The sequence below is a fragment of the Providencia sp. JGM181 genome (assembly GCF_018257375.1).
GTDB classification, from domain to species: Bacteria; Pseudomonadota; Gammaproteobacteria; order Enterobacterales; family Enterobacteriaceae; genus Providencia; species Providencia lanzhouensis.
This window is the reverse complement of sequence record NZ_JAERJY010000009.1, coordinates 1-19,155: the sequence shown is the minus strand read 5'-3', so window position 1 is coordinate 19,155 and position 19,155 is coordinate 1. Positions and strand designations below refer to the sequence as shown.

The 19,155-nt window shown below is 42.3% G+C and carries 16 protein-coding genes; 6 read left to right on the top strand and 10 right to left on the bottom strand.

The window, feature by feature from the left end; translation table 11 throughout:
- Positions 1 to 3: 3 nt before the first annotated feature.
- The gene (locus tag JK188_RS02885) at positions 4 to 321 is read right to left on the bottom strand and encodes a LapA family protein (protein ID WP_211885673.1); all 318 of its coding nucleotides are present in this window, start codon (positions 319 to 321) and stop codon (positions 4 to 6) included.
- A 154-nt stretch (positions 322 to 475) separates the two neighbouring features.
- Positions 476 to 1,186, bottom strand: a complete 711-nt coding sequence (locus JK188_RS02880) for a phosphatase PAP2 family protein (protein ID WP_211885676.1) — start codon at positions 1,184 to 1,186, stop codon at positions 476 to 478.
- A 229-nt stretch (positions 1,187 to 1,415) separates the two neighbouring features.
- Between JK188_RS02880 and ribA the strand changes: the two genes are divergently transcribed.
- Positions 1,416 to 2,012, top strand: coding sequence for a GTP cyclohydrolase II (gene ribA / locus JK188_RS02875; RefSeq protein ID WP_036956569.1), 597 nt, complete (start codon positions 1,416 to 1,418; stop codon positions 2,010 to 2,012).
- A gap of 247 nt (positions 2,013 to 2,259) precedes the next feature.
- Positions 2,260 to 3,237, top strand: a complete 978-nt coding sequence (gene hemB, locus JK188_RS02870; RefSeq protein WP_132495992.1) for a porphobilinogen synthase — start codon at positions 2,260 to 2,262, stop codon at positions 3,235 to 3,237.
- 93 nt (positions 3,238 to 3,330) lie between these two features.
- Here hemB and JK188_RS02865 read toward each other — a convergent pair whose 3' ends face one another.
- From JK188_RS02865 to cysB, 3 genes are all read right to left on the bottom strand, one after another.
- The gene (locus JK188_RS02865) at positions 3,331 to 3,780 is read right to left on the bottom strand and encodes a hypothetical protein (RefSeq protein ID WP_211885677.1); all 450 of its coding nucleotides are present in this window, start codon (positions 3,778 to 3,780) and stop codon (positions 3,331 to 3,333) included.
- 186 nt (positions 3,781 to 3,966) lie between these two features.
- Complete coding sequence (acnA, locus tag JK188_RS02860; protein ID WP_211885678.1) at positions 3,967 to 6,639, bottom strand: aconitate hydratase AcnA; 2,673 nt, start codon at positions 6,637 to 6,639, stop codon at positions 3,967 to 3,969.
- A 92-nt stretch (positions 6,640 to 6,731) separates the two neighbouring features.
- The gene (cysB, locus tag JK188_RS02855) at positions 6,732 to 7,706 is read right to left on the bottom strand and encodes an HTH-type transcriptional regulator CysB (protein ID WP_036956553.1); all 975 of its coding nucleotides are present in this window, start codon (positions 7,704 to 7,706) and stop codon (positions 6,732 to 6,734) included.
- Between the two features lie 289 nt (positions 7,707 to 7,995).
- On the opposite strand from cysB, the gene JK188_RS02850 reads away from it, so the two are divergent.
- Positions 7,996 to 10,029 carry a M13 family metallopeptidase gene (locus tag JK188_RS02850; protein WP_132495995.1) on the top strand — a complete coding sequence of 678 codons (2,034 nt, stop codon included), beginning with the start codon at positions 7,996 to 7,998 and terminating at the stop codon, positions 10,027 to 10,029.
- Positions 10,030 to 10,212: 183 nt separating this feature from the next.
- Here the strand turns inward: JK188_RS02850 and JK188_RS02845 are convergent, their stop codons facing one another.
- The 3 genes from JK188_RS02845 to topA all read right to left on the bottom strand — a co-directional run bounded on the left by JK188_RS02845 (position 10,213) and on the right by topA (position 14,639).
- On the bottom strand, positions 10,213 to 10,689 hold the full coding sequence (locus JK188_RS02845; protein WP_211885679.1) for a hypothetical protein: 477 nt from the start codon (positions 10,687 to 10,689) through the stop codon (positions 10,213 to 10,215).
- A gap of 407 nt (positions 10,690 to 11,096) precedes the next feature.
- Positions 11,097 to 11,630, bottom strand: a complete 534-nt coding sequence (sodC, locus tag JK188_RS02840) for a superoxide dismutase family protein (RefSeq protein ID WP_211885680.1) — start codon at positions 11,628 to 11,630, stop codon at positions 11,097 to 11,099.
- A gap of 390 nt (positions 11,631 to 12,020) precedes the next feature.
- Positions 12,021 to 14,639: a type I DNA topoisomerase gene (topA, locus tag JK188_RS02835; protein WP_211885682.1), complete on the bottom strand. Its 2,619-nt coding sequence runs from the start codon at positions 14,637 to 14,639 to the stop codon at positions 12,021 to 12,023.
- A gap of 287 nt (positions 14,640 to 14,926) precedes the next feature.
- Between topA and JK188_RS02830 the strand changes: the two genes are divergently transcribed.
- The gene (locus JK188_RS02830) at positions 14,927 to 15,184 is read left to right on the top strand and encodes a DUF2498 family protein (RefSeq protein ID WP_036956549.1); all 258 of its coding nucleotides are present in this window, start codon (positions 14,927 to 14,929) and stop codon (positions 15,182 to 15,184) included.
- Between the two features lie 95 nt (positions 15,185 to 15,279).
- Here the strand turns inward: JK188_RS02830 and sohB are convergent, their stop codons facing one another.
- Positions 15,280 to 16,326 carry a protease SohB gene (gene sohB, locus JK188_RS02825; RefSeq protein WP_211885683.1) on the bottom strand — a complete coding sequence of 349 codons (1,047 nt, stop codon included), beginning with the start codon at positions 16,324 to 16,326 and terminating at the stop codon, positions 15,280 to 15,282.
- A 178-nt stretch (positions 16,327 to 16,504) separates the two neighbouring features.
- Here sohB and JK188_RS02820 point away from each other — a divergent pair, with 178 nt between their 5' ends.
- Both JK188_RS02820 and cobO read left to right on the top strand, forming a co-directional pair.
- Positions 16,505 to 17,266, top strand: a complete 762-nt coding sequence (locus JK188_RS02820; protein ID WP_211885684.1) for a YciK family oxidoreductase — start codon at positions 16,505 to 16,507, stop codon at positions 17,264 to 17,266.
- 23 nt (positions 17,267 to 17,289) lie between these two features.
- A complete protein-coding gene (gene cobO / locus JK188_RS02815; protein ID WP_211885693.1) occupies positions 17,290 to 17,880 on the top strand; it encodes a cob(I)yrinic acid a,c-diamide adenosyltransferase in 591 nt (196 codons plus the stop codon).
- A gap of 32 nt (positions 17,881 to 17,912) precedes the next feature.
- On the opposite strand, the gene JK188_RS02810 is transcribed toward cobO, so the two are convergent.
- Positions 17,913 to 18,833: a hypothetical protein gene (locus JK188_RS02810; RefSeq protein WP_249215397.1), complete on the bottom strand. Its 921-nt coding sequence runs from the start codon at positions 18,831 to 18,833 to the stop codon at positions 17,913 to 17,915.
- Positions 18,834 to 19,155 lie beyond the last annotated feature (322 nt).

Below are 19,155 nucleotides of genomic sequence, written 5' to 3'. Positions count from 1 at the left end.
GGATTATTCCTTGTTCTGAGCTGTCACTAATTCGGTTGAGTCAGAAATAGTTTTCTCTCCAGCACCCAATTGTGATTCTAAACGTCTAATTTTACGACGTGCATTCTTAAGGCTAACAATGGTACGCAAATAGAACATCGCACACACCAGCCACCCCAGCACAAAACCGACACCAAACAAGGTTGCAAGTAAGGAAGATAAAGAAAAATCCCCTTTTGCAATCAGGTAGTTAAATGTAATAACCTGATCATTGCTTGAACCTAGCGTAATCGACACAATAAAAACGGCGACCGCTAGTAATAAAATCAGAAAATATTTCACATTTTTTCCCGTTATCAGTTCTTATCGTTCCAAAACATATCTCTGATAAGGTAGCATTTTCAGCGCATTCAGACAAAGTAAATTATTCGCCTGCCAAGAGTATTCGCTCTAAAAACCGCCCTTTTTCATCATGATAATCCGATTAGCGTTAAATTCATTTCTCTAAGAATCGAGATTGATATATCCAGTAACCTAACAACGCGAAAAGCGCACTCATCAACGTGGAGGCAATAATATCAAGGGGCCAATGCATTCCTAGTAGCATACGGCTTAATCCGATGCCCTGCGCCCAGCATAATATGATGATTCCCAATGCATATTGACGTTGTTGCCAAAACAGCGCAATTAATAGCAATGCCCATCCCGCCGCAAAAAACATATGACCTGAAGGAAATGAGTAGCCCGTTTCTGCCTGCCAATGTTTACGCTGCCATTTAGGAATAAGCGAGTCTGACTTCACGGTATTCTTAATTAAATCCGCTCGCTCCCCGCGTTTTAAATCATAAAATTCCTGATGGGGAATTTGATACGTTTTTTCCAGCCACACCACATAGGGACGCGGTTCTTGGAAGGTGCTTTTCATTAAGGACTTCACCCCTTGCGCACCGAGAATACATAACGCTATAACCACCAGCAGCTTTAGCCATTGATTCCGCTTATGACGAAAGACGATTAACGTTAAGAGAGTTAAAAATACAAACGTCACATAGCTATAAGGCAATCCCGCGCTATCCGTCAACCAAAGTAACCATTTCATCGACGGCTGATGCTCAGGAGTCCACTGCCAGCCTGTGGCTATCATAACTATCGGCGGTAACAGCAAAAAAATGACACTTATTGCGATAAGGTAGGCACTCTTTCTCATCTAGAATATTCCTTACGTTTTAATTATTTCCTAATTAACAAATTTTACATAGCCTGCAAATATCTCTGTTATAGTAGTATAGCGTCGGCTGTGTGCAAAGAATGCCGGACTCTATATGCAAACGTCATATAGCATCGATATATTTAACTTTAGTGACCATATAACTTTAGTACTATATCGATTTACGTGTTTAATTCAGCAAGAGTTACTTTAACTAATGAAAGAAAATATGCAGCTAAAACGTATTGCCGAAGCCAAACTACCTACACCTTTCGGTGAATTCCTAATGGTAGGGTTTGAAGAAATCGCAACAGGTCGTGACCACGTTGCGCTGATTTTTGGTGATATTACAGGCGCAACGCCAGTACTCAGTCGAATTCATTCCGAATGCTTAACTGGCGATGCATTATTTAGTTTACGTTGTGACTGTGGTTTTCAATTAGAAGCTGCACTCAAGCAAATTAGTGAAGAAGGCCGAGGGGTACTGCTGTATCACCGCCAAGAAGGTCGTAATATTGGGTTACTGAACAAAATCCGTGCTTATGCATTACAAGACCAAGGATTAGATACCGTTGAAGCTAACCTAAAATTAGGATTTAAAGCCGACGAACGTGATTTTACCCTGTGTTCTGATATGTATAAATTATTAGGCATTAATGAAGTTCGCTTACTGACTAATAACCCGAAAAAAATTGATATTATGCGTGAAGCGGGTATCAACGTCGTTGAACGTGTGCCATTAATTGTTGGACGAAATCCTAGCAATGAACATTATTTAGATGTGAAAGCACAAAAAATGGGTCATATGTTATTTAAGCACCAATAATTATCCTTCTCAATCAGGAAGAGCATCCCTTGTTCTTCCTATTATTCTTGCCTTAATTCCCATTTTCATCATAACAATCGAATCTATAACAATTGACGAGTGATATATTCACATTCTTTTTATAAGGTTTATACTGTTCGCAACTTAATCCCATTCATTATTAAATACATCGAAAAATAAGAGTTGAACATTCCCACATAATAATCCGAATGGGAAATGTCTATTTTTCGTCTACCAAGGAGATAGTGTGAATAACCTGCATTCCATCCAGCGCATGAGAAGACTGCGTAAAAGTGAACAATTCCGCGACCTATTCCAAGAAACCCACCTCTCCATCAATGACTTGTGTTTGCCTATTTTCGTCGAAGAAGGCTTAGATGATTACGCACCGATTGCGAGTATGCCAGGCGTTGTGCGTATTCCAGAAAAACGCTTAGCCTATGAAATTGAGCGTATTGCAAAAGCGGGCATTAAGTCGGTCATGACCTTCGGTGTGTCTCATCACTTAGATGAAAATGGTAGCGATGCATGGCAAGACAATGGTCTGGTAGCGCGTATGTCTCGTATCTGTAAAGAGACCGTCCCAGAAATGATTGTGATGTCAGATACCTGTTTCTGCGAATACACATCTCACGGTCACTGTGGTGTGATGCACGGTGACGTGGTTGATAACGACCAAACTATCCATAATTTAGGTCTGCAGGCCGTTGCTGCTGCGCGTGCCGGTGCTGACTTTATCGCTCCTTCTGCTGCAATGGATGGGCAAGTTGCCGCAATCCGCCATGCACTTGATGAAGCAGGATTTACCGATACAGCGATTATGTCTTACTCCACGAAATTCGCATCAGCTCTATACGGCCCATTCCGTGATGCAGCAGGTTCATGTTTAAAAGGTGACCGTAAGACTTATCAAATGAACCCAATGAACCGCCGTGAAGCGCTGCACGAGTCGCTGATTGATATGCAAGAAGGCGCAGATGCGCTGATGGTAAAACCCGCGGGTGCTTACTTAGATATTATCCGTGACCTGCGTGAGTGTACCCAATTGCCTATTGGTGCGTATCAAGTCAGTGGTGAATACGCCATGATCAAATTTGCCGCGCAAGCAGGCGCCATTGATGAAACTCGCGTCACGTTAGAAAGCTTAGGGGCCATTAAACGCGCTGGTGCAGATTTAATCTTTACTTATTTCGCACTGCAATTAGCTGAAAATAAGATCCTGTAGTCTCTCTTTAAGATAATAAAACGCCGATACTGGATATAAATACAGTATCGGCGTTTTTGTTCATTTCCGCTCATTTATTCAACGATATGAAGATTAACTCGCCTTTTTCTGTTGGAATTCTAGCTGCTCGGATAGCCGGTCTGCATACATTTGTGCTGTTTCTGGGGTCAGTAGCCCTGCAATCAGAAGATCTTTTTTACCATTTGCAAGGTCAGCAACGACGCCCCACGTTTCGATATCCATGGCTTCACAATCAAGTTCGTGATCGGTGACAGGCAAAATATCAAAGAAATCTTTGAGTGGTGCAATAGAAATTGCGGTGTAATCGGCATTCAAGCCTAATGGAAACTCTTTATCTGCATATAATCTTAAATCATGGACTTCGGTTTCTGGGGTTCTCATGACAACCGAATAGAGATTTGGAATATGTTCTAAAATGTCACGAACTTCGTCATTCGCACCCGCACAATGTGAAGTGCTTAATAGAATGTCTGCCGCCCATAATGCACCCTTGAAAAAATCAGTTTCATTGATATTTGCCATATTGATTTCCTTTACGCTATTTTCGATAAATGCGGTCACTTCATTCCATCAAACTACTGAGCTTTTTCTGAATACTGACTATCACAATAACTGAGAAACTGGCTAAAAAACTTGAGAAATAACAATATTAAGCGTTAATAAAGAAAAAACGCCCACAAGAAATCTTGTAGGCGCCATAAACGGAGATTAATTGAGCATTTGGCGGATCACATAATGCAAGATCCCGCCGTGTCGATAATATTCCATTTCCGTCGCAGTATCGATGCGGCAACGAGTATTCACCTCTTTCACTTTGCCATCACCATACGTAATTTTTACGGTGATACTTTGGCTTGGAGTCAGAGACTGTAAACCAGTAACATCAATACGCTCATCGCCTTTTAAATCCAGGGTTTTACGGGTTTCTCCACCTGTAAATTCTAATGGAATAACCCCCATCCCAATTAAGTTAGAGCGGTGAATACGTTCATAGGATTCGGCGATCACCACACGAACACCCAGTAAATTGGTGCCTTTTGCCGCCCAGTCACGGCTAGAGCCTGAACCATATTCTTTACCCGCAATAATGGCTAACGGACGTTTTTGTTGCTGATACAACATCGCCGCATCAAAGATAGCCATCTGTTTGCCTGTTGGAATATGTAAGGTATAGCCGCCTTCCACCCCCGGTACCATTTCATTACGAATACGAATATTGGCAAACGTACCGCGCATCATGACTTCATGGTTACCACGGCGAGAACCATAAGAGTTAAAATCTGCAATCGCCACACCGTGTTCTTGGAGATAACGCCCTGCTGGACTTTCTTTCTTAATATTCCCCGCCGGAGAAATATGGTCAGTGGTCACCGAATCCCCGAGAATAGCGAGAATGTTTGCCTCGTGAATATCGGCGACAGGCTTAGGTTGCGCAGGCATGTTTTCAAAGAATGGTGGATGGCGAATATAGGTTGAATCCCCTTGCCAATGGTAGGTTGAGGAGCTTTCAACATCCAGCGCACGCCAAGCTTCGTCCCCTTCAAAGACCGCGTTATATTCTTTATGGAACATGTCAGTTTTGACTTTCTCCACCGCACTGGCAATTTCCGCACTGGATGGCCAGATATCTTTCAAGTAGACAGGCTGACCCTGTTGATCCACCCCTAATGGGTCGGTTTTTAAATTAACGTGCATATTGCCCGCCAGTGCATAGGCAACGACGAGTGGTGGTGATGCCAGCCAGTTGGTTTTTACCAACGGATGAATACGCCCTTCGAAGTTACGGTTACCTGAAAGCACCGCCCCAACCGTCAGATCATGTTGTTTAATTGCCTCTTCAATCGGTGCAGGTAACGGACCAGAGTTACCAATACAGGTAGTACAACCATACCCCACAAGGTTAAAGCCCAGTTTGTCCAGATAAGGGGTTAATCCTGCTAACGCGAGGTAATCAGTCACGACCTTCGAACCAGGTGCGAGAGAAGACTTAACCCATGGCTGACGAGAAAGTCCTTTTTCTATCGCTTTTTTCGCCAGTAACCCTGCCGCCATTAATACGCTAGGGTTAGAGGTGTTAGTACAGGATGTGATAGCGGCGATCACGACCGCGCCATCGGTAAGGTCAAATTCCTGTCCTTGAAAATTCACGCGAGGATGCGCATGTTTATCTTGCTTATTCAGCTCTAAATCCACTGCGCCTTGGAATGCTTTCGGAACTTGGCTCAGTTCAACACGGTCTTGTGGGCGTTTAGGTCCTGCAAGGCTGGACTCTACCGCGCCCATATCCAGCGCTAAGGTACTGGTGAAAATCGGTTCATCCCCTGGATGGCGCCATAAACCTTGTTGTTTGCTATAGGCTTCCACCAGCGCAATTTCATCATCTTCACGCCCTGTCAGTTTCATATACGCAAGGGTAATTTCGTCTATCGGGAAGAAGCCGCAGGTTGCCCCATATTCTGGTGACATATTGGCAATGGTCGCGCGGTCGGCTAATGGCAGGTCAGCTAATCCATCCCCATAGAATTCAACAAATTTACCCACCACACCATGCTTACGTAGCATTTGAGTAACGGTTAACACCAAGTCTGTCGCGGTGATCCCTTCTGCTAATTTACCGGTTAGCTTGAAGCCCACCACATCGGGGATCAGCATGGAAACAGGTTGCCCCAGCATTGCGGCTTCCGCTTCAATTCCGCCAACACCCCAGCCTAATACCCCCAGACCGTTGATCATGGTGGTGTGGGAGTCAGTTCCAACCAACGTATCAGGGTAAGCAACTAATTTGCCATCAATCTCTTCATGCCAAATTGCTTTGCCGAGGTATTCAAGGTTAACTTGGTGGCAAATTCCCGTTCCCGGCGGTACTACCCTAAAGCGGTTAAACGCTTTTTGTCCCCAACGTAAAAATAGGTAGCGTTCGTGGTTACGCTTCATTTCGATTTCGACGTTGTCATCAAACGCTTGGGAATTACCAAACTCATCGACCATCACTGAGTGGTCAATGACTAAATCAACGGGAGATAATGGGTTAACTTGGTTGACGTTGCCACCAAGGGATTTAACCGCTTCACGCATAGCGGCGAGGTCGACAACCGCAGGAACACCGGTAAAGTCTTGCATCAGCACCCGCGCGGGGCGATAAGCAATTTCTCTATCCGCATGAGCGTTTTTTTGCCAATCAATGATGGCTTGGAGATCAGCGTCAACGACAGATTTTCCGTCGACATGACGCAGTAGGTTTTCGAGTAGAACTTTGAGGGATTTAGGAAGTCTTGCCCCGCTGCCTAATTGTTTCTCTGCAAGGGCAAGACTGAAGTAATTATACTGTTTGTTACCGACATTCAGTGTTGCTGCACTGTTTGTTTTTAAACTCAACGACATAACTCCTCCTTGGCGTTTTTATCACCTTATTTTTTACGCAGTATTATTAATCATAGTCCTCATAATCATTTCCTCTATAGATTTTGTGCCAATTAAAGAATAGGAAGCTCAATTTCTTTGAAAAATTCTTCGATATCTTCGTTGTTACGCAAGGCAATGGCTTTATCCACCACATCACGCGTGAGATGTGGGGCAAAACGCCAAATAAAATCATACATATAGCTGCGCAGGAAACTGGTACGTTTAAAACCGATTTTCGTGGTGCTGTAACTAAATTTATCGCGCATATCGATAACCACGAGATCTTTATCCACCTCAGGATCCACAGCCATGCTGGCGATAATGCCAATCCCTAAACCGAGCTTCACATAGGTCTTGATCACATCCGCATCTGTCGCGGTAAAAATAATTTTGGGCTCTAAGCCCACTTTTTGGAATGCGACATCCAACTCTGAACGCCCAGTAAACCCGTGGGTGTAAGTCACAATTTGATATTCTGCAATATCTTCAATCGTAACGTTCTTTTTCTCGGTCAGTGGGTGCCCTTTCGGTACTACTACACAACGATTCCAGTGGTAGCACGGCAACATGATAAGGTCACTGTACAGATGGAGCGCTTCTGTCGCGATAGCAAAATCACTATTCCCTTTGCAAACTTCTTCAGCGATTTGGGTTGGAGATCCTTGCTGCATATGCAAGGAAACATGGGGATAACGCTCAATAAAGGTTTTGATTACAGGCGGTAAGGCATAGCGAGCTTGGGTATGCGTCGTGGCAATTTTTAAGCTACCGCGATCAGGAATGGTATGCTCACCGGCGACAGAGCGGATGGCCTCAATTTTGGAGAGCACTTCACGGGAAATGCGCACAACTTCCTCACCAGCTGGGGTCACGTGAGTCAAATGCTTACCACTACGCGCAAAAATTTGAATGCCTAGCTCATCTTCCAACATTCTGACTTGTTTACTGATCCCCGGTTGGGAAGTAAATAACCCTTCTGCTGTTGATGAAACATTCAGGTCGTGATTAACCACTTCAACAATATATCGCAGTTGCTGTAACTTCATACTCGCTCCACCTCTTACAGGAAATCATTTCTGCTATAGCTAAAAAACATTACATATAACAAAAAGTAATATTGTTTAATTTATATATAACCAATATAACATCAAACTAATGAGAATAAACAGTATGATGATATTATTTCATCTTGTTGTGAAAAAAAGGCGGCACCCAAGTAAGGTATTGCAAAGTCAGATTATTTTTTTCTTCGACTATGCTTGAATAATTAGCATGCGAATTTTATTTCCATTTTTGCGGTGAGCATCCTATTTAGACTACAGAGAGGTTATCTAGATGCGTATAAAAGTTTTAGCCATGATGGTCGGTTTATCAACCCTATCCTTTGCGCCTCACTTATTAGCGAAAGAGCTATCTTACGGTCAGCAAAAAATCGTGTTATCAGACACCATCGTGCCGGGTAATGACTTTTACCAATATGTTAACCATGATTGGATTAATAAGGCGAAAATCCCAACAGGTATGCCACGAATTAACTCTTTTGTGGATTTGTATTTAAGTACCGAGAAGCAGACTCAAGCTATTATCGATGAATTAAAGCAAGCCCCTGAGAGCAGCTTGGATCATAATCAGAAAAATATTCGTAACTTATATTTGAGTTATTTGGATGAAGCCAGCATTGAAAAAGCGGGTTTAACGCCAATCAAATCCGACTTAGCGGCTATTGCAAAAGCCAAAGATCATAATGATATTAGCCGTCTGATGACCCTGCCGGGCTATACTTCCGTGCTCTCTTATTGGGTGGATTTAGACGCCAAGGCGCCAGATACCTATATTCTGTATCTTGGCCAAGGTGGGCTTGGATTACCTAATCGTAATTACTACCTTGACGATACCCCGCAAATGAAAGAGATCCGCAAAAACTATATCGCGTATATTGCGACAATCTTGAAATTAGCAGGCGAAAAAGACGTTAAGAAAAAGGCACAACAGATCTTCGACCTTGAAAAATCCATTGCTGAAGTGCATTGGAGCCCAGAAGCTCGCCGTGACACCATCAAAAACTATCATCCTATGACCCTCGCTGAAATGAAAAAATTTACCGATGGCTTTGCATGGGATAGCTTTATTCAGCACTGGAAATTAACGGATCAGCAACTGGCGAAAGTGGTGGTTGAGAACGATACGGCGGTAGAAAAAACGGCACAGATTTTTGCCAAGACCCCGGTTTCAGTCCTGAAAGATTACCTAACGTTCCAGTACGTGAACGACCATGCGAGTTATTTAAATAAAAGCTTATCTGACGCACGCTTTGATTTTTACTCGAAAAAACTCAATGGCGTTGAAAAACAGCGGACTCGTCAAGAGCGTGCTCTTCAAACGGTCAATTCACTGCAAGGTGAGCCTCTCGGACAGATTTATGTGGAGAAATATTTCAATCCACAATCTAAAGAGAAAATACAAGATTTGGTCAGTTATGTACGCGGTACCTTTAATGCGCGTCTGAAAGATAATGATTGGATGGATGAGCAAACTCGCCAAGAAGCACTGAAAAAGCTAGAGCAGTTTACGGTCAAAGTTGGCTACCCTGATAAATGGAATGATTTTAGTACCATTAATTTGAAACCGAACACATTGATGGATAACTTTAAGCAAGTGGAAGCCTGGTCATATAATGATGCCATGAGCAAAATTGGCCAACCTGTTCGCAAATGGGAATGGGGCATGACACCACAAACCATCAATGCATATTTCAATCCAGTACAAAATGAAATTGTATTCCCTGCGGCTATTTTGCAAGCACCATTCTTCGACCCAAATGTGGATCCTGCATATAATTACGGTGCGATTGGTGCAGTAATTGGTCATGAAATGGGTCACGGTTTTGATGACCAAGGCAGCTTATATGATGGTACAGGCCAGTTACGTAATTGGTGGAGCGACAGTGCCAAAGCGCATTTTAAAGAGAAAACCGCCAAGTTGGTGGATCAATATAATGGCTTTGCCGTCGATGGACAGAAAGTGAATGGCGAGTTAACCCTCGGTGAGAATATTGGCGATTTAGGCGGCTTAAATATCGCACTAAGCGCTTATAAGCAATTTGCTAAAGAGAACTACCCAAATGGCGAGCCACCGATTATTGATGGTATGACTGGCTTACAGCGTTTCTTTATTTCATGGGCCAGAACCTGGCAAGAGTTGTCAAATAAAGAATCCGAGCGCAACAAAATCCTCACCGATCCACACAGTCCAAATCAGTTCCGCGCTAATGGCGTCGTCCGTAATATCGATGATTGGTACACCACCTTCGGTGTTGATAAGGATAATGCCCTTTACCTCGCACCGGAGAAACGAATTAAGATTTGGTGATTGGTTAAGTCGGTAAAATAGCGTTGAAAAGCCTCTGTGTAAGAGGCTTTTTTATCGATGAAGAAGGTTAGATAGGTTTTGCAACAACTTGTCCAGCTTGTTCCGCTTTCTTTTTAGCCTGCAAAAAACGTTGAATCATTTCATTTTTCTCAGCTTTAATTGCATCATAGTCAATATTTACGTTCATAATTTTATATCTTCCATTCGTATAACATAACAAGCTCCTTTAGTATGAGTTGTTAAGTTCATCGCTTTGCTATATCGCTTTACTAATCTGTCATAAACCTTTTTCAGTTCTTCACTATAAGCCTGAAAAGTTAATATTTTTATGTTTTCAGTTTCAGCTATTTTAAAAATGATGTCAATCAGGGTTGTGTAGAAGTAACGAGTCTCAACCATGGTCAAAGCCGCTGCATCTGGCGGTTTATCGAATAAAGAGTCACATTTTTCGTTATCTTCCGCATCAATATTATAAAAACTTACCACGCTAACAACGAGCGCAGTTAGCCCATCACCATAAAGATCAACCAAAAATTGATTACACTCTTCTTTATAAAAGACTAACCTAAACGTAACCTGTCTAGTTGTATCTTCGGAAAAAGTATATTCAACATCAATATACCTGTATATATCAAAACCTTGTAATTTTTCGTGCACCATCCTGTGTCAACTACATGCCATCCAAATATCTCATCATTAAATACTGCAAGGATACTTATATAATCATTGAATTAAAAATAAACCCGCCCAATCAGTTTCAATAAAAAATTATAAATATCAATTAATTAAGTCAATTTCATATTCAATAATTACAGCCAACCTAGTTGTACCATGGGAGGGAGTAATGAATATATTGTTTTATAAAATTTAACTAGAACTTTCAGACAATCTTTAATTCGAATTAAGATTATAAGCAGTAAATATTTGATGAAGGCGCCAAATGCGCCTTTTTATTACATTGCCGTTCTTCTAAATAAATCGCGTTAGAACAAGGCGGATATCTCGGGGAACATACACAAGTATGTGACTAGGGTTAGCGAGTGTAGCCAACACAGCTACGGTGCGAATTATGACGAAGGAATGATGCCGCAAGCCATCCTTGCGCCGCCACCGCCTAAAGCCTCTGGATGATCGGAATAATTATCCCCACCCACATGCACCATCAGCGCGCGGTTTTGAACATCTTTCAGGGATTTTAATTTTGGCGCTAGCACGCTGTAGGTGGCATTACCTTGGCTATCTACCACTAAGCCCGGTAAATCTCCGAGATGGCCTGTTTTGTCATAAGGTCCTTTGTGAACCCCTGTTTTGGCTGGGTCTAAATGTCCGCCCGCTTTGAGTGCCGGAACGGTTTTACCGTCTTTTTCTCCCGGTTCGCAGCTTGGGTTTTCATGCACATGGAAACCATGCACGCCACCCGCTTGCAAACCAGATAGTTTTGGCGTGAAGAGTAATCCGTATTCAGTTTCAGAAATCACCACTTCACCAATGGCCTTACCCTCGCCTTTAGCTGTCGCTTCTTTCAGCTCTACCGTAGTTTGTGCCGCATACGCTGCGCCAGTTGTGAATAGTGCCGCTAACAAACATAATTTGAACTTCATACTGCCTCCAGTCATTCATCGTGATTATTATCCTTAAGCTAAACGTTAGCATAATAAATGAATAAAAATGGGCGATTACTGCTTTTGTTATGTGAGAGCTATCCAATTATGAACAAAAAAAAGAGCCCTAAGGGCTCTTTTATAATGATTGCGGTTTCGGCTTTGAACTTCGTTACAAAATTCCAAACCGTTATTCTAAATAATTCGCGTTAGAACAGGCGGCGGTTAGCACCAGAGTCATCCTGAATATAATCAATAGATTTATTCAAAATAATTTGTGCTGTAGCAAGGCGGCAATCGAGCTAATCCCTAGGAGCATACACAAGTATGTGACTAGGGTTAGCGAGTGCAGCCAACGCCGCTATGGTGCAAAGTATGAAGAATAAAAAATTATTCTTTGGCTTTCCAGGCACCATCCACATAAAACGCACTCCACCCCGTCGCCTTGCCATCTTTCTCGGACGAAACATATTGCTGTTTTGTCTTGCGGCTAAAGCGAACCACTGTTGGGTTGCCTTCTTCGTCTTGTGCCGGTGCTTCCGCTAAGTACGCCAGTTTTTCCGGTAATCTGTCTTTAAATCGTTGCAGCTCTGCCACTAATGGCGCACGTGTTTCCCTTGATTTCGGGAAAGTGTTTGCAGCAAGGAATACGCCAGCTGCGCCATCACGTAACACAAAATAAGCATCCGATTTTTCACACGGTAATTCTGGTAGTGGTACTGGGTCTTCTTTCGGTGGTGCAATTTCACCGCTTTTTAAGATCTTACGGGTATTTTTACACTCTTCGTTGGTGCAACCCATGTACTTACCAAAACGTCCCATTTTCAGGTGCATTTCAGAACCACATTTATCACACTCAATCACCGGACCATCGTAACCTTTGATACGGAACTCGCCTTCTTCGATTTCATAGCCTTCACATGCAGGGTTGTTACCACACACATGTAATTTACGACCATTATCAATCAGATAGCTGTCCATCGCTGTGCCACATTTTGGACAACGACGTTTCGCTCTTAAGGCGTTAGTTTCTGCATCGTCACCTTCGAGGATGTTTAATACTTCATCTTCAGGGATCAGATTGATGGTTTTCTTGCAGCGCTCTTTTGGTGGCAGTGCATAGCCCGAGCAGCCTAAGAATACCCCAGTGGATGCAGTACGAATCCCCATATGACGTTCACAGTCAGGACAGATAATCGAGGTGATCACCATTGGGTTTGTACGCATGCCGCCTTCTTCCGGATCTTTTTCTGCAACATCAAGCTGCTTACTGAAATCGGAGAAAAATTCATCCAATACCGCTTTCCACTCTGCTTCATGATTCGCAACGTGGTCCAGCTGGTTTTCCATGCGAGCGGTGAAGTCATAGTTCATCAGATCGCTGAAGTTTTCCTCTAAACGGTCTGTAACGATTTCACCCATTTTTTCCGCATAGAAACGGCGGTTTTCCACTTTTACGTAGCCACGATCTTGAATCGTTGAAATGATTGCCGCATACGTTGATGGGCGACCAATGCCACGTTTTTCTAATTCTTTAACCAAAGAAGCTTCACTAAAACGCGCTGGTGGCTTAGTAAAGTGCTGGCTTGGTAGTAATTCCAGCAGTGATAATTCAGCACCCACTTGAATCGCAGGTAATGTTTTATCTTCGTCATTTTTACGCAGTGCTGGCATGACTCTTGTCCAACCATCAAAACGTAACGTACGACCTTTGGCTTTTAATTCGAAATCTCCCGCTTTCACCGTTAATGTGGTGGAGTCGTATTTCGCTGGTGTCATTTGACACGCAACAAATTGATTCCAAATTAACTGGTAGAGGCGCTTAGCGTCGTTTTCCATGTCTTTCAGTGAATCAGGCAGTACATCAACACTGGATGGGCGAATAGCTTCGTGCGCTTCTTGGGAGTTATCTTTACTGGTATAAACGTTGGCATCTTTTGGCAGATACTGAGCGCCAAAGTTATCGGAAATATAACCACGAACCATGTTCACTGCATCTTGGCTCAAGTTCGTTGAGTCCGTACGCATATAAGTGATGTAACCCGCTTCATATAAGCGCTGAGCCATCATCATGGTTTTCTTCACACCAAAGCTTAAGCGAGTGCTCGCCGCTTGTTGGAGTGTCGACGTGATAAACGGTGCGCTTGGTTTACTGGACGTTGGTTTATCTTCACGATCAATCACTTGATAGCGTGCATTTTCCAGTAATTTAACCGCAGCTTCCGTTTGGACTTTATTGACAGGTTTAAAAGCTTTTCCTGCTTGGGAAGTCACTTCTAAACGTAAGTTAACGGCGTTTTTATCCGCTAGATCCGCATGGAGTTCCCAATACTCTTCAGGAACAAACGCTTTAATTTCACGTTCACGCTCAACGATAAGTCTGACTGCGACGGACTGTACGCGTCCAGCAGATAATCCGCGCGCCACTTTTTTCCATAATAATGGAGAGACCATATAACCCACGACACGGTCCATAAAGCGACGAGCTTGTTGAGCATTAACACGGTCGATATTCAATTCGCCCGGGCTTTCAAATGCTTGAGTAATTGCATTTTTAGTGATTTCGTTAAACACCACTCGGCTAAAACGAGAATCATCACCACCGATCACTTCACGTAAATGCCACGCAATAGCTTCCCCTTCGCGGTCAAGGTCCGTCGCGAGGTAGACGTGGTCAGCATCTTCGGCTAACGCTTTTAATTCAGAAACCACTTTTTCCTTACCCGGTAGAATTTGATAATTCGCCTTCCAACCATGATAAGGGTCGATCCCCATGCGTTTAACTAACGCTTCTTGCGGATCCTTTTTAACTTTCTTTGTTTTGTCGGTCTTTGCTTTATCGGTAGATGAGCCTGTACTCTTTGGTGAGCCGGATTGTGAACCAGAGCCGCTTTTCGGCAGATCACGAATGTGGCCAACGCTGCTTTTTACAACGTAGCCACTGCCAAGATACTTATTGATCGTTTTGGCTTTTGCCGGGGACTCCACTATAACAAGAGCTTTACCCATATTTACCTTTACCTACTATCAACGAAGGCGCATTTTTCTATTCAAATGCGCAAAATGAGAATCTCTTTTTTATATTGCGACAGAATCACAATATATCAATATTTTTTCGCACAATAATTTGTAACGAAACGAATTTTATCCATCAGTCACATTATTTTGTAAAGCATACAAATTGCTCTAGTTGACTGATTTTAACCACATAATGCAGTTTAGCCGCATTGAAAAACACACACTGTACCTGATAAAATGCTAGAAGCAACCAATTATTTTTTCAAGAGAGGCATTCTATGAACAATGAGATTCAAACTATTTCAAAGCAAGAACTACTTGAAAAAGCCAACGAAATCATCAAAAACCACGATGAGTACCTTGATGGCATGTTCGTGGATAATGTCGAGCAACATCGTGGTGTTTTAGTTTTTAAAGGCGAGTTCTTCCTTGATGAAAACGGAATACCATCCTTAAAAAGTCCAGCGGCTTTTAATATGTATAAGCATTTGGCGCACCTCTTTTCTGATAAGTACCGACTGCAAGAATCAGAATAGACATAAAAAAATACCGGCTTTTATCGCCGGTATTTTTAAGGGTAGTCCAACTTAAATATTGTGTCATGAATATTCAGTGAACATTATTGGCTTTTTTATAAAAGCGGCTTTTGACCACGCTGCCACCAGCGTAATAAGAGCTTATCCGCACTCTCTGCCGCGCTACTGGTAAAACGCTCAACCATTTTCTTGCTCATCACAAAACGGATGCTGATAATCTCTTTGGTTTCGATTGCATCGATGATCAAATCATCACTAACACCAATTTGGTCAACCAGCCCTTTCTCTAATGCTTGTGTTCCATACCAATACTCACCCGTTGCCACCGCGGCAATATCAAGGGATGGGCGATTTTGATGAACAAAATCTTTAAACAGTTCGTGAGTTGAATTCAGATCTTCAACAAATTTCTTACGCCCCTGCTCTGTATTTTCGCCAAGCATGGTCAGTGTACGTTTATATTCCCCTGCGGTGTGCAGCTCCACATCCACATCGTGCTTTTTCAGTAAGCGGTGAATATTGGGAACCTGAGCGACAACACCAATAGAACCTATAATAGAAAACGGTGCCGCAACGATTTTATTCGCGATACACGCCATCATATAGCCGCCACTTGCCGCTACTTTATCAACTGCAATTGTTAGCGGAATATTTTTCTCTTTCAATCGCATCAACTGAGAAGCTGCTAAGCCATAGCCATGGACTAAACCACCTGGGCTTTCTAAACGTAATAAAACTTCATCTTGCTGATCTGCAACTGCAAGAATTGCACTGATTTCCTCACGTAAAGAGCTAACTTCACGAGCATCCATACTGCCTTTAAAGTCTAAGACATATAAGCAAGGCTTTTTGACGGCAGTTTGCCCCATTTTCGCCCCAGCTTTTTCATTTTTAGACTTGGCTTTTTCCTGCTTTTTAAATGCCTTTGACCACGCTTTTTGCTCAGAATCATTCATTTTGATCTGCTGCATTTGACGTTGGCGTTCACGATAACTTTCGCCTAAGTCAGTAATTTTTAACGCGCCTTTACTTCCTTGACGTCTCATACCTACGCCAAATACAAATACTGCAATCACAGCAATGGCGACCACAATGGTGACCACTTTTGCTAAAAACAGTCCGTACAAAGAGAAATACTCCACAAGTTGATCCTTCTAATATTTAACGCTAATAAAAAAATGATCGCATGATTGTTCACAAACAACCAGTAAAAAAACTGTTATCAATAACCACAGACATGAAACAAATGTGGTAAATTGCCCTCCCGTGCAATCTACGCGATGATAACCCTCAACGCGACTCATGACGATAGGAAAAATTATGCTTCATTATCAGCCTAGACAAGATCTTTTAAATGGTAAAACTATCTTAATTACCGGTGCTACTGATGGGATTGGTCAAGAAGCAGCATTAACGTATGCACGCTTTGGCGCCTCCATCATTTTATTAGGCCGTAACTCGCAAAAATTAGAGGCGGTTAAACAACAAATTATTAATTCTACCGGTGCATCCGTAGAAACCTATGTGATTGATTTACTGACAGCGACTGAGGCAACTTGCCAAGCTATCGCTGACGATATTGCCAAACAACACCCTTACTTGGATGGCGTATTACATAGCGCAGGTTTGCTAGGAAATATCGCACCAATCAGTGAACAACCGACTCAGCTCTGGCATGACGTCATGCAAGTTAACGTCAATGCGGGCTTTATGCTCACACAAGCATTACTTCCTTTATTAGAAAAAGCCCCACACGCATCGCTGATTTTCACCAGTTCAAGTGTCGGTAAACAAGGACGCGCTAATTGGGGCGTTTATGCCGTTTCAAAATTTGCGACTGAAGGTTTAATGCAAGTCTTAGCCGATGAGTATCAAGGCACTGGATTACGTATTAACTGTATTAACCCTGGGCGCACTCGTACCGCTATGCGTGCAGGTGCGGCACCCGGTGAAGATCCTATGACCCTAAAAACACCTGCCGATATCATGCCGACTTATCTATACTTAATGGGTGATGATAGCACCGAGCAAACAGGAACCAGCGTAGACGCTCAGCCCAATTTAAAACCGATTAAAGCTTAAACTCGACCGAAACGGAGCAAGCTATGAGCCAAGACCGACACGAAGAACGCCAACAACGTTTAAAGCAAAAAGTAGATGAGCGAATTGAAGCAGCCCAGCTGGAGCGCGGGATCCTGATTGTCTTTACTGGCAATGGAAAAGGAAAAACGACGGCAGCATTTGGCACCGCTTGTCGTGCTGTCGGTCATGGCAAAAAAGTCGCGGTTGTCCAGTTTATTAAAGGTGGCTGGGATAATGGCGAACGCAATCTTTTAGAGCCTCACGGCGTCCCCTTTTATGTGATGTCCACCGGGTTTACTTGGGAAACACAAAACAAGCAGACTGATACACAAGCTTGCCTAGAAACTTGGCAACATGCAGTGGAATTATTGCAAGACCCTCAATATGACTTGGTGATCCTCGACGAGCTGACCTACATGGTCAGTTACCATTATCTTCCTCTTGCTGAAGTAATGAATGCATTAAGTTGCCGTCCTGAAAATCAATCCGTCATTATTACGGGTCGAGGGTGCCACCGTGACCTATTGGAGTTTGCCGATACGGTGACAGAAATGCGCCCTGTTAAACATGCCTTTGATGCAGGGATCAAAGCGCAAAAAGGGATTGATTGGTAGCCTTTGGCAACATGCTAGTTAGCAGCCACAGGCTATTTTGGTGCTACATTTAGTTTTAAAACCCCAGCACTAAAAATGGCGGCAGTTTGTGATAAGAATTGCAAATATTTTTGTCGCTCCTCAAGGCAATTATCCCCTGTCTCCCATTGGCTATAGCGCTCCGCCATATTCGATACGGCTACATGGTATTGATTATAAAAGTTCTGTTTTTTTTCTGGGTCAGCGGATCCTCGATACGCTTGAATCAGCGTATTCACCTTCACCGCATACTGCTGAATTTGCTGATCTTCAAAAGCAGGGAGTGTGACTGGATAGTCAAATGTTAAACTTACCGTATTGTTTTGCACTGGCTCATTTTGACGCACAACCAGTTGCGTCATTTGTTTATCATCCGACGAAATCGCCGTAATGAGTTCTGAAAAAGAAAAACATTTTGTTTTTATTTTGCTGACAGTCGTTAGCGAATTTAACTGTTCAGGGATCCGTGTCCCTATCGGGTAATCACAGTTGAATACGTTATTATCAATAATGATATCATCACTACTCTCAACTCTTCCTTTCACTTGATAATCACCAATAGTTAATTCCTGTATTGTTTGATTATGAACAGAAGGAATTCCATTATTACCGTATACAAAGCTGTAAGAATAATAAAGTTGCTTTTGGGGATTTAATATCCCTCCTTTATTACCTGGGTAAATCATAAAATAAATGTGCTGACCTTCTTCGGTTGTCATGGAATGTAAGCCTTGCTTTAAATACAAGCTACCCACTGACGCTTTCGGGATCACCATCAGCTTATTATCAATAAAGAAAGAATAATTTTCCGACGAGTCATTACTAAAAAAGAATCGCCCACTTTCAGAAGTATGTGGTTGATAAACATCACAACTTGTTATGCCAAAACTCAATAGTGCTGCATATTTCGCCGACTTTGCACATAACATAAACATTAAAACCTTTTATTATTTCATTATGATAAAAATAGTTTAGATAGATGAGTTGTACAATATAAAAGCCTCATAATGTGACAGATACCTTATAAACTCTATATTGGCGTATTTTAAGTTTTAAATATCAAAATAACAAAGAAATAAAAGTAATAAGTGAAATAACACAGCTTTTTTAACTTTATCATTTTCTAGTCAAAAAAAGATGCCAAGTAAATAATAATTTAAGATTAGGATGGCTTATTCATATTATTCGAAAATAAAATTCAGAATGAATCGATTTTTAGAAAAATCAAAGTTGAATGAATTATTGAAATGACCAAAC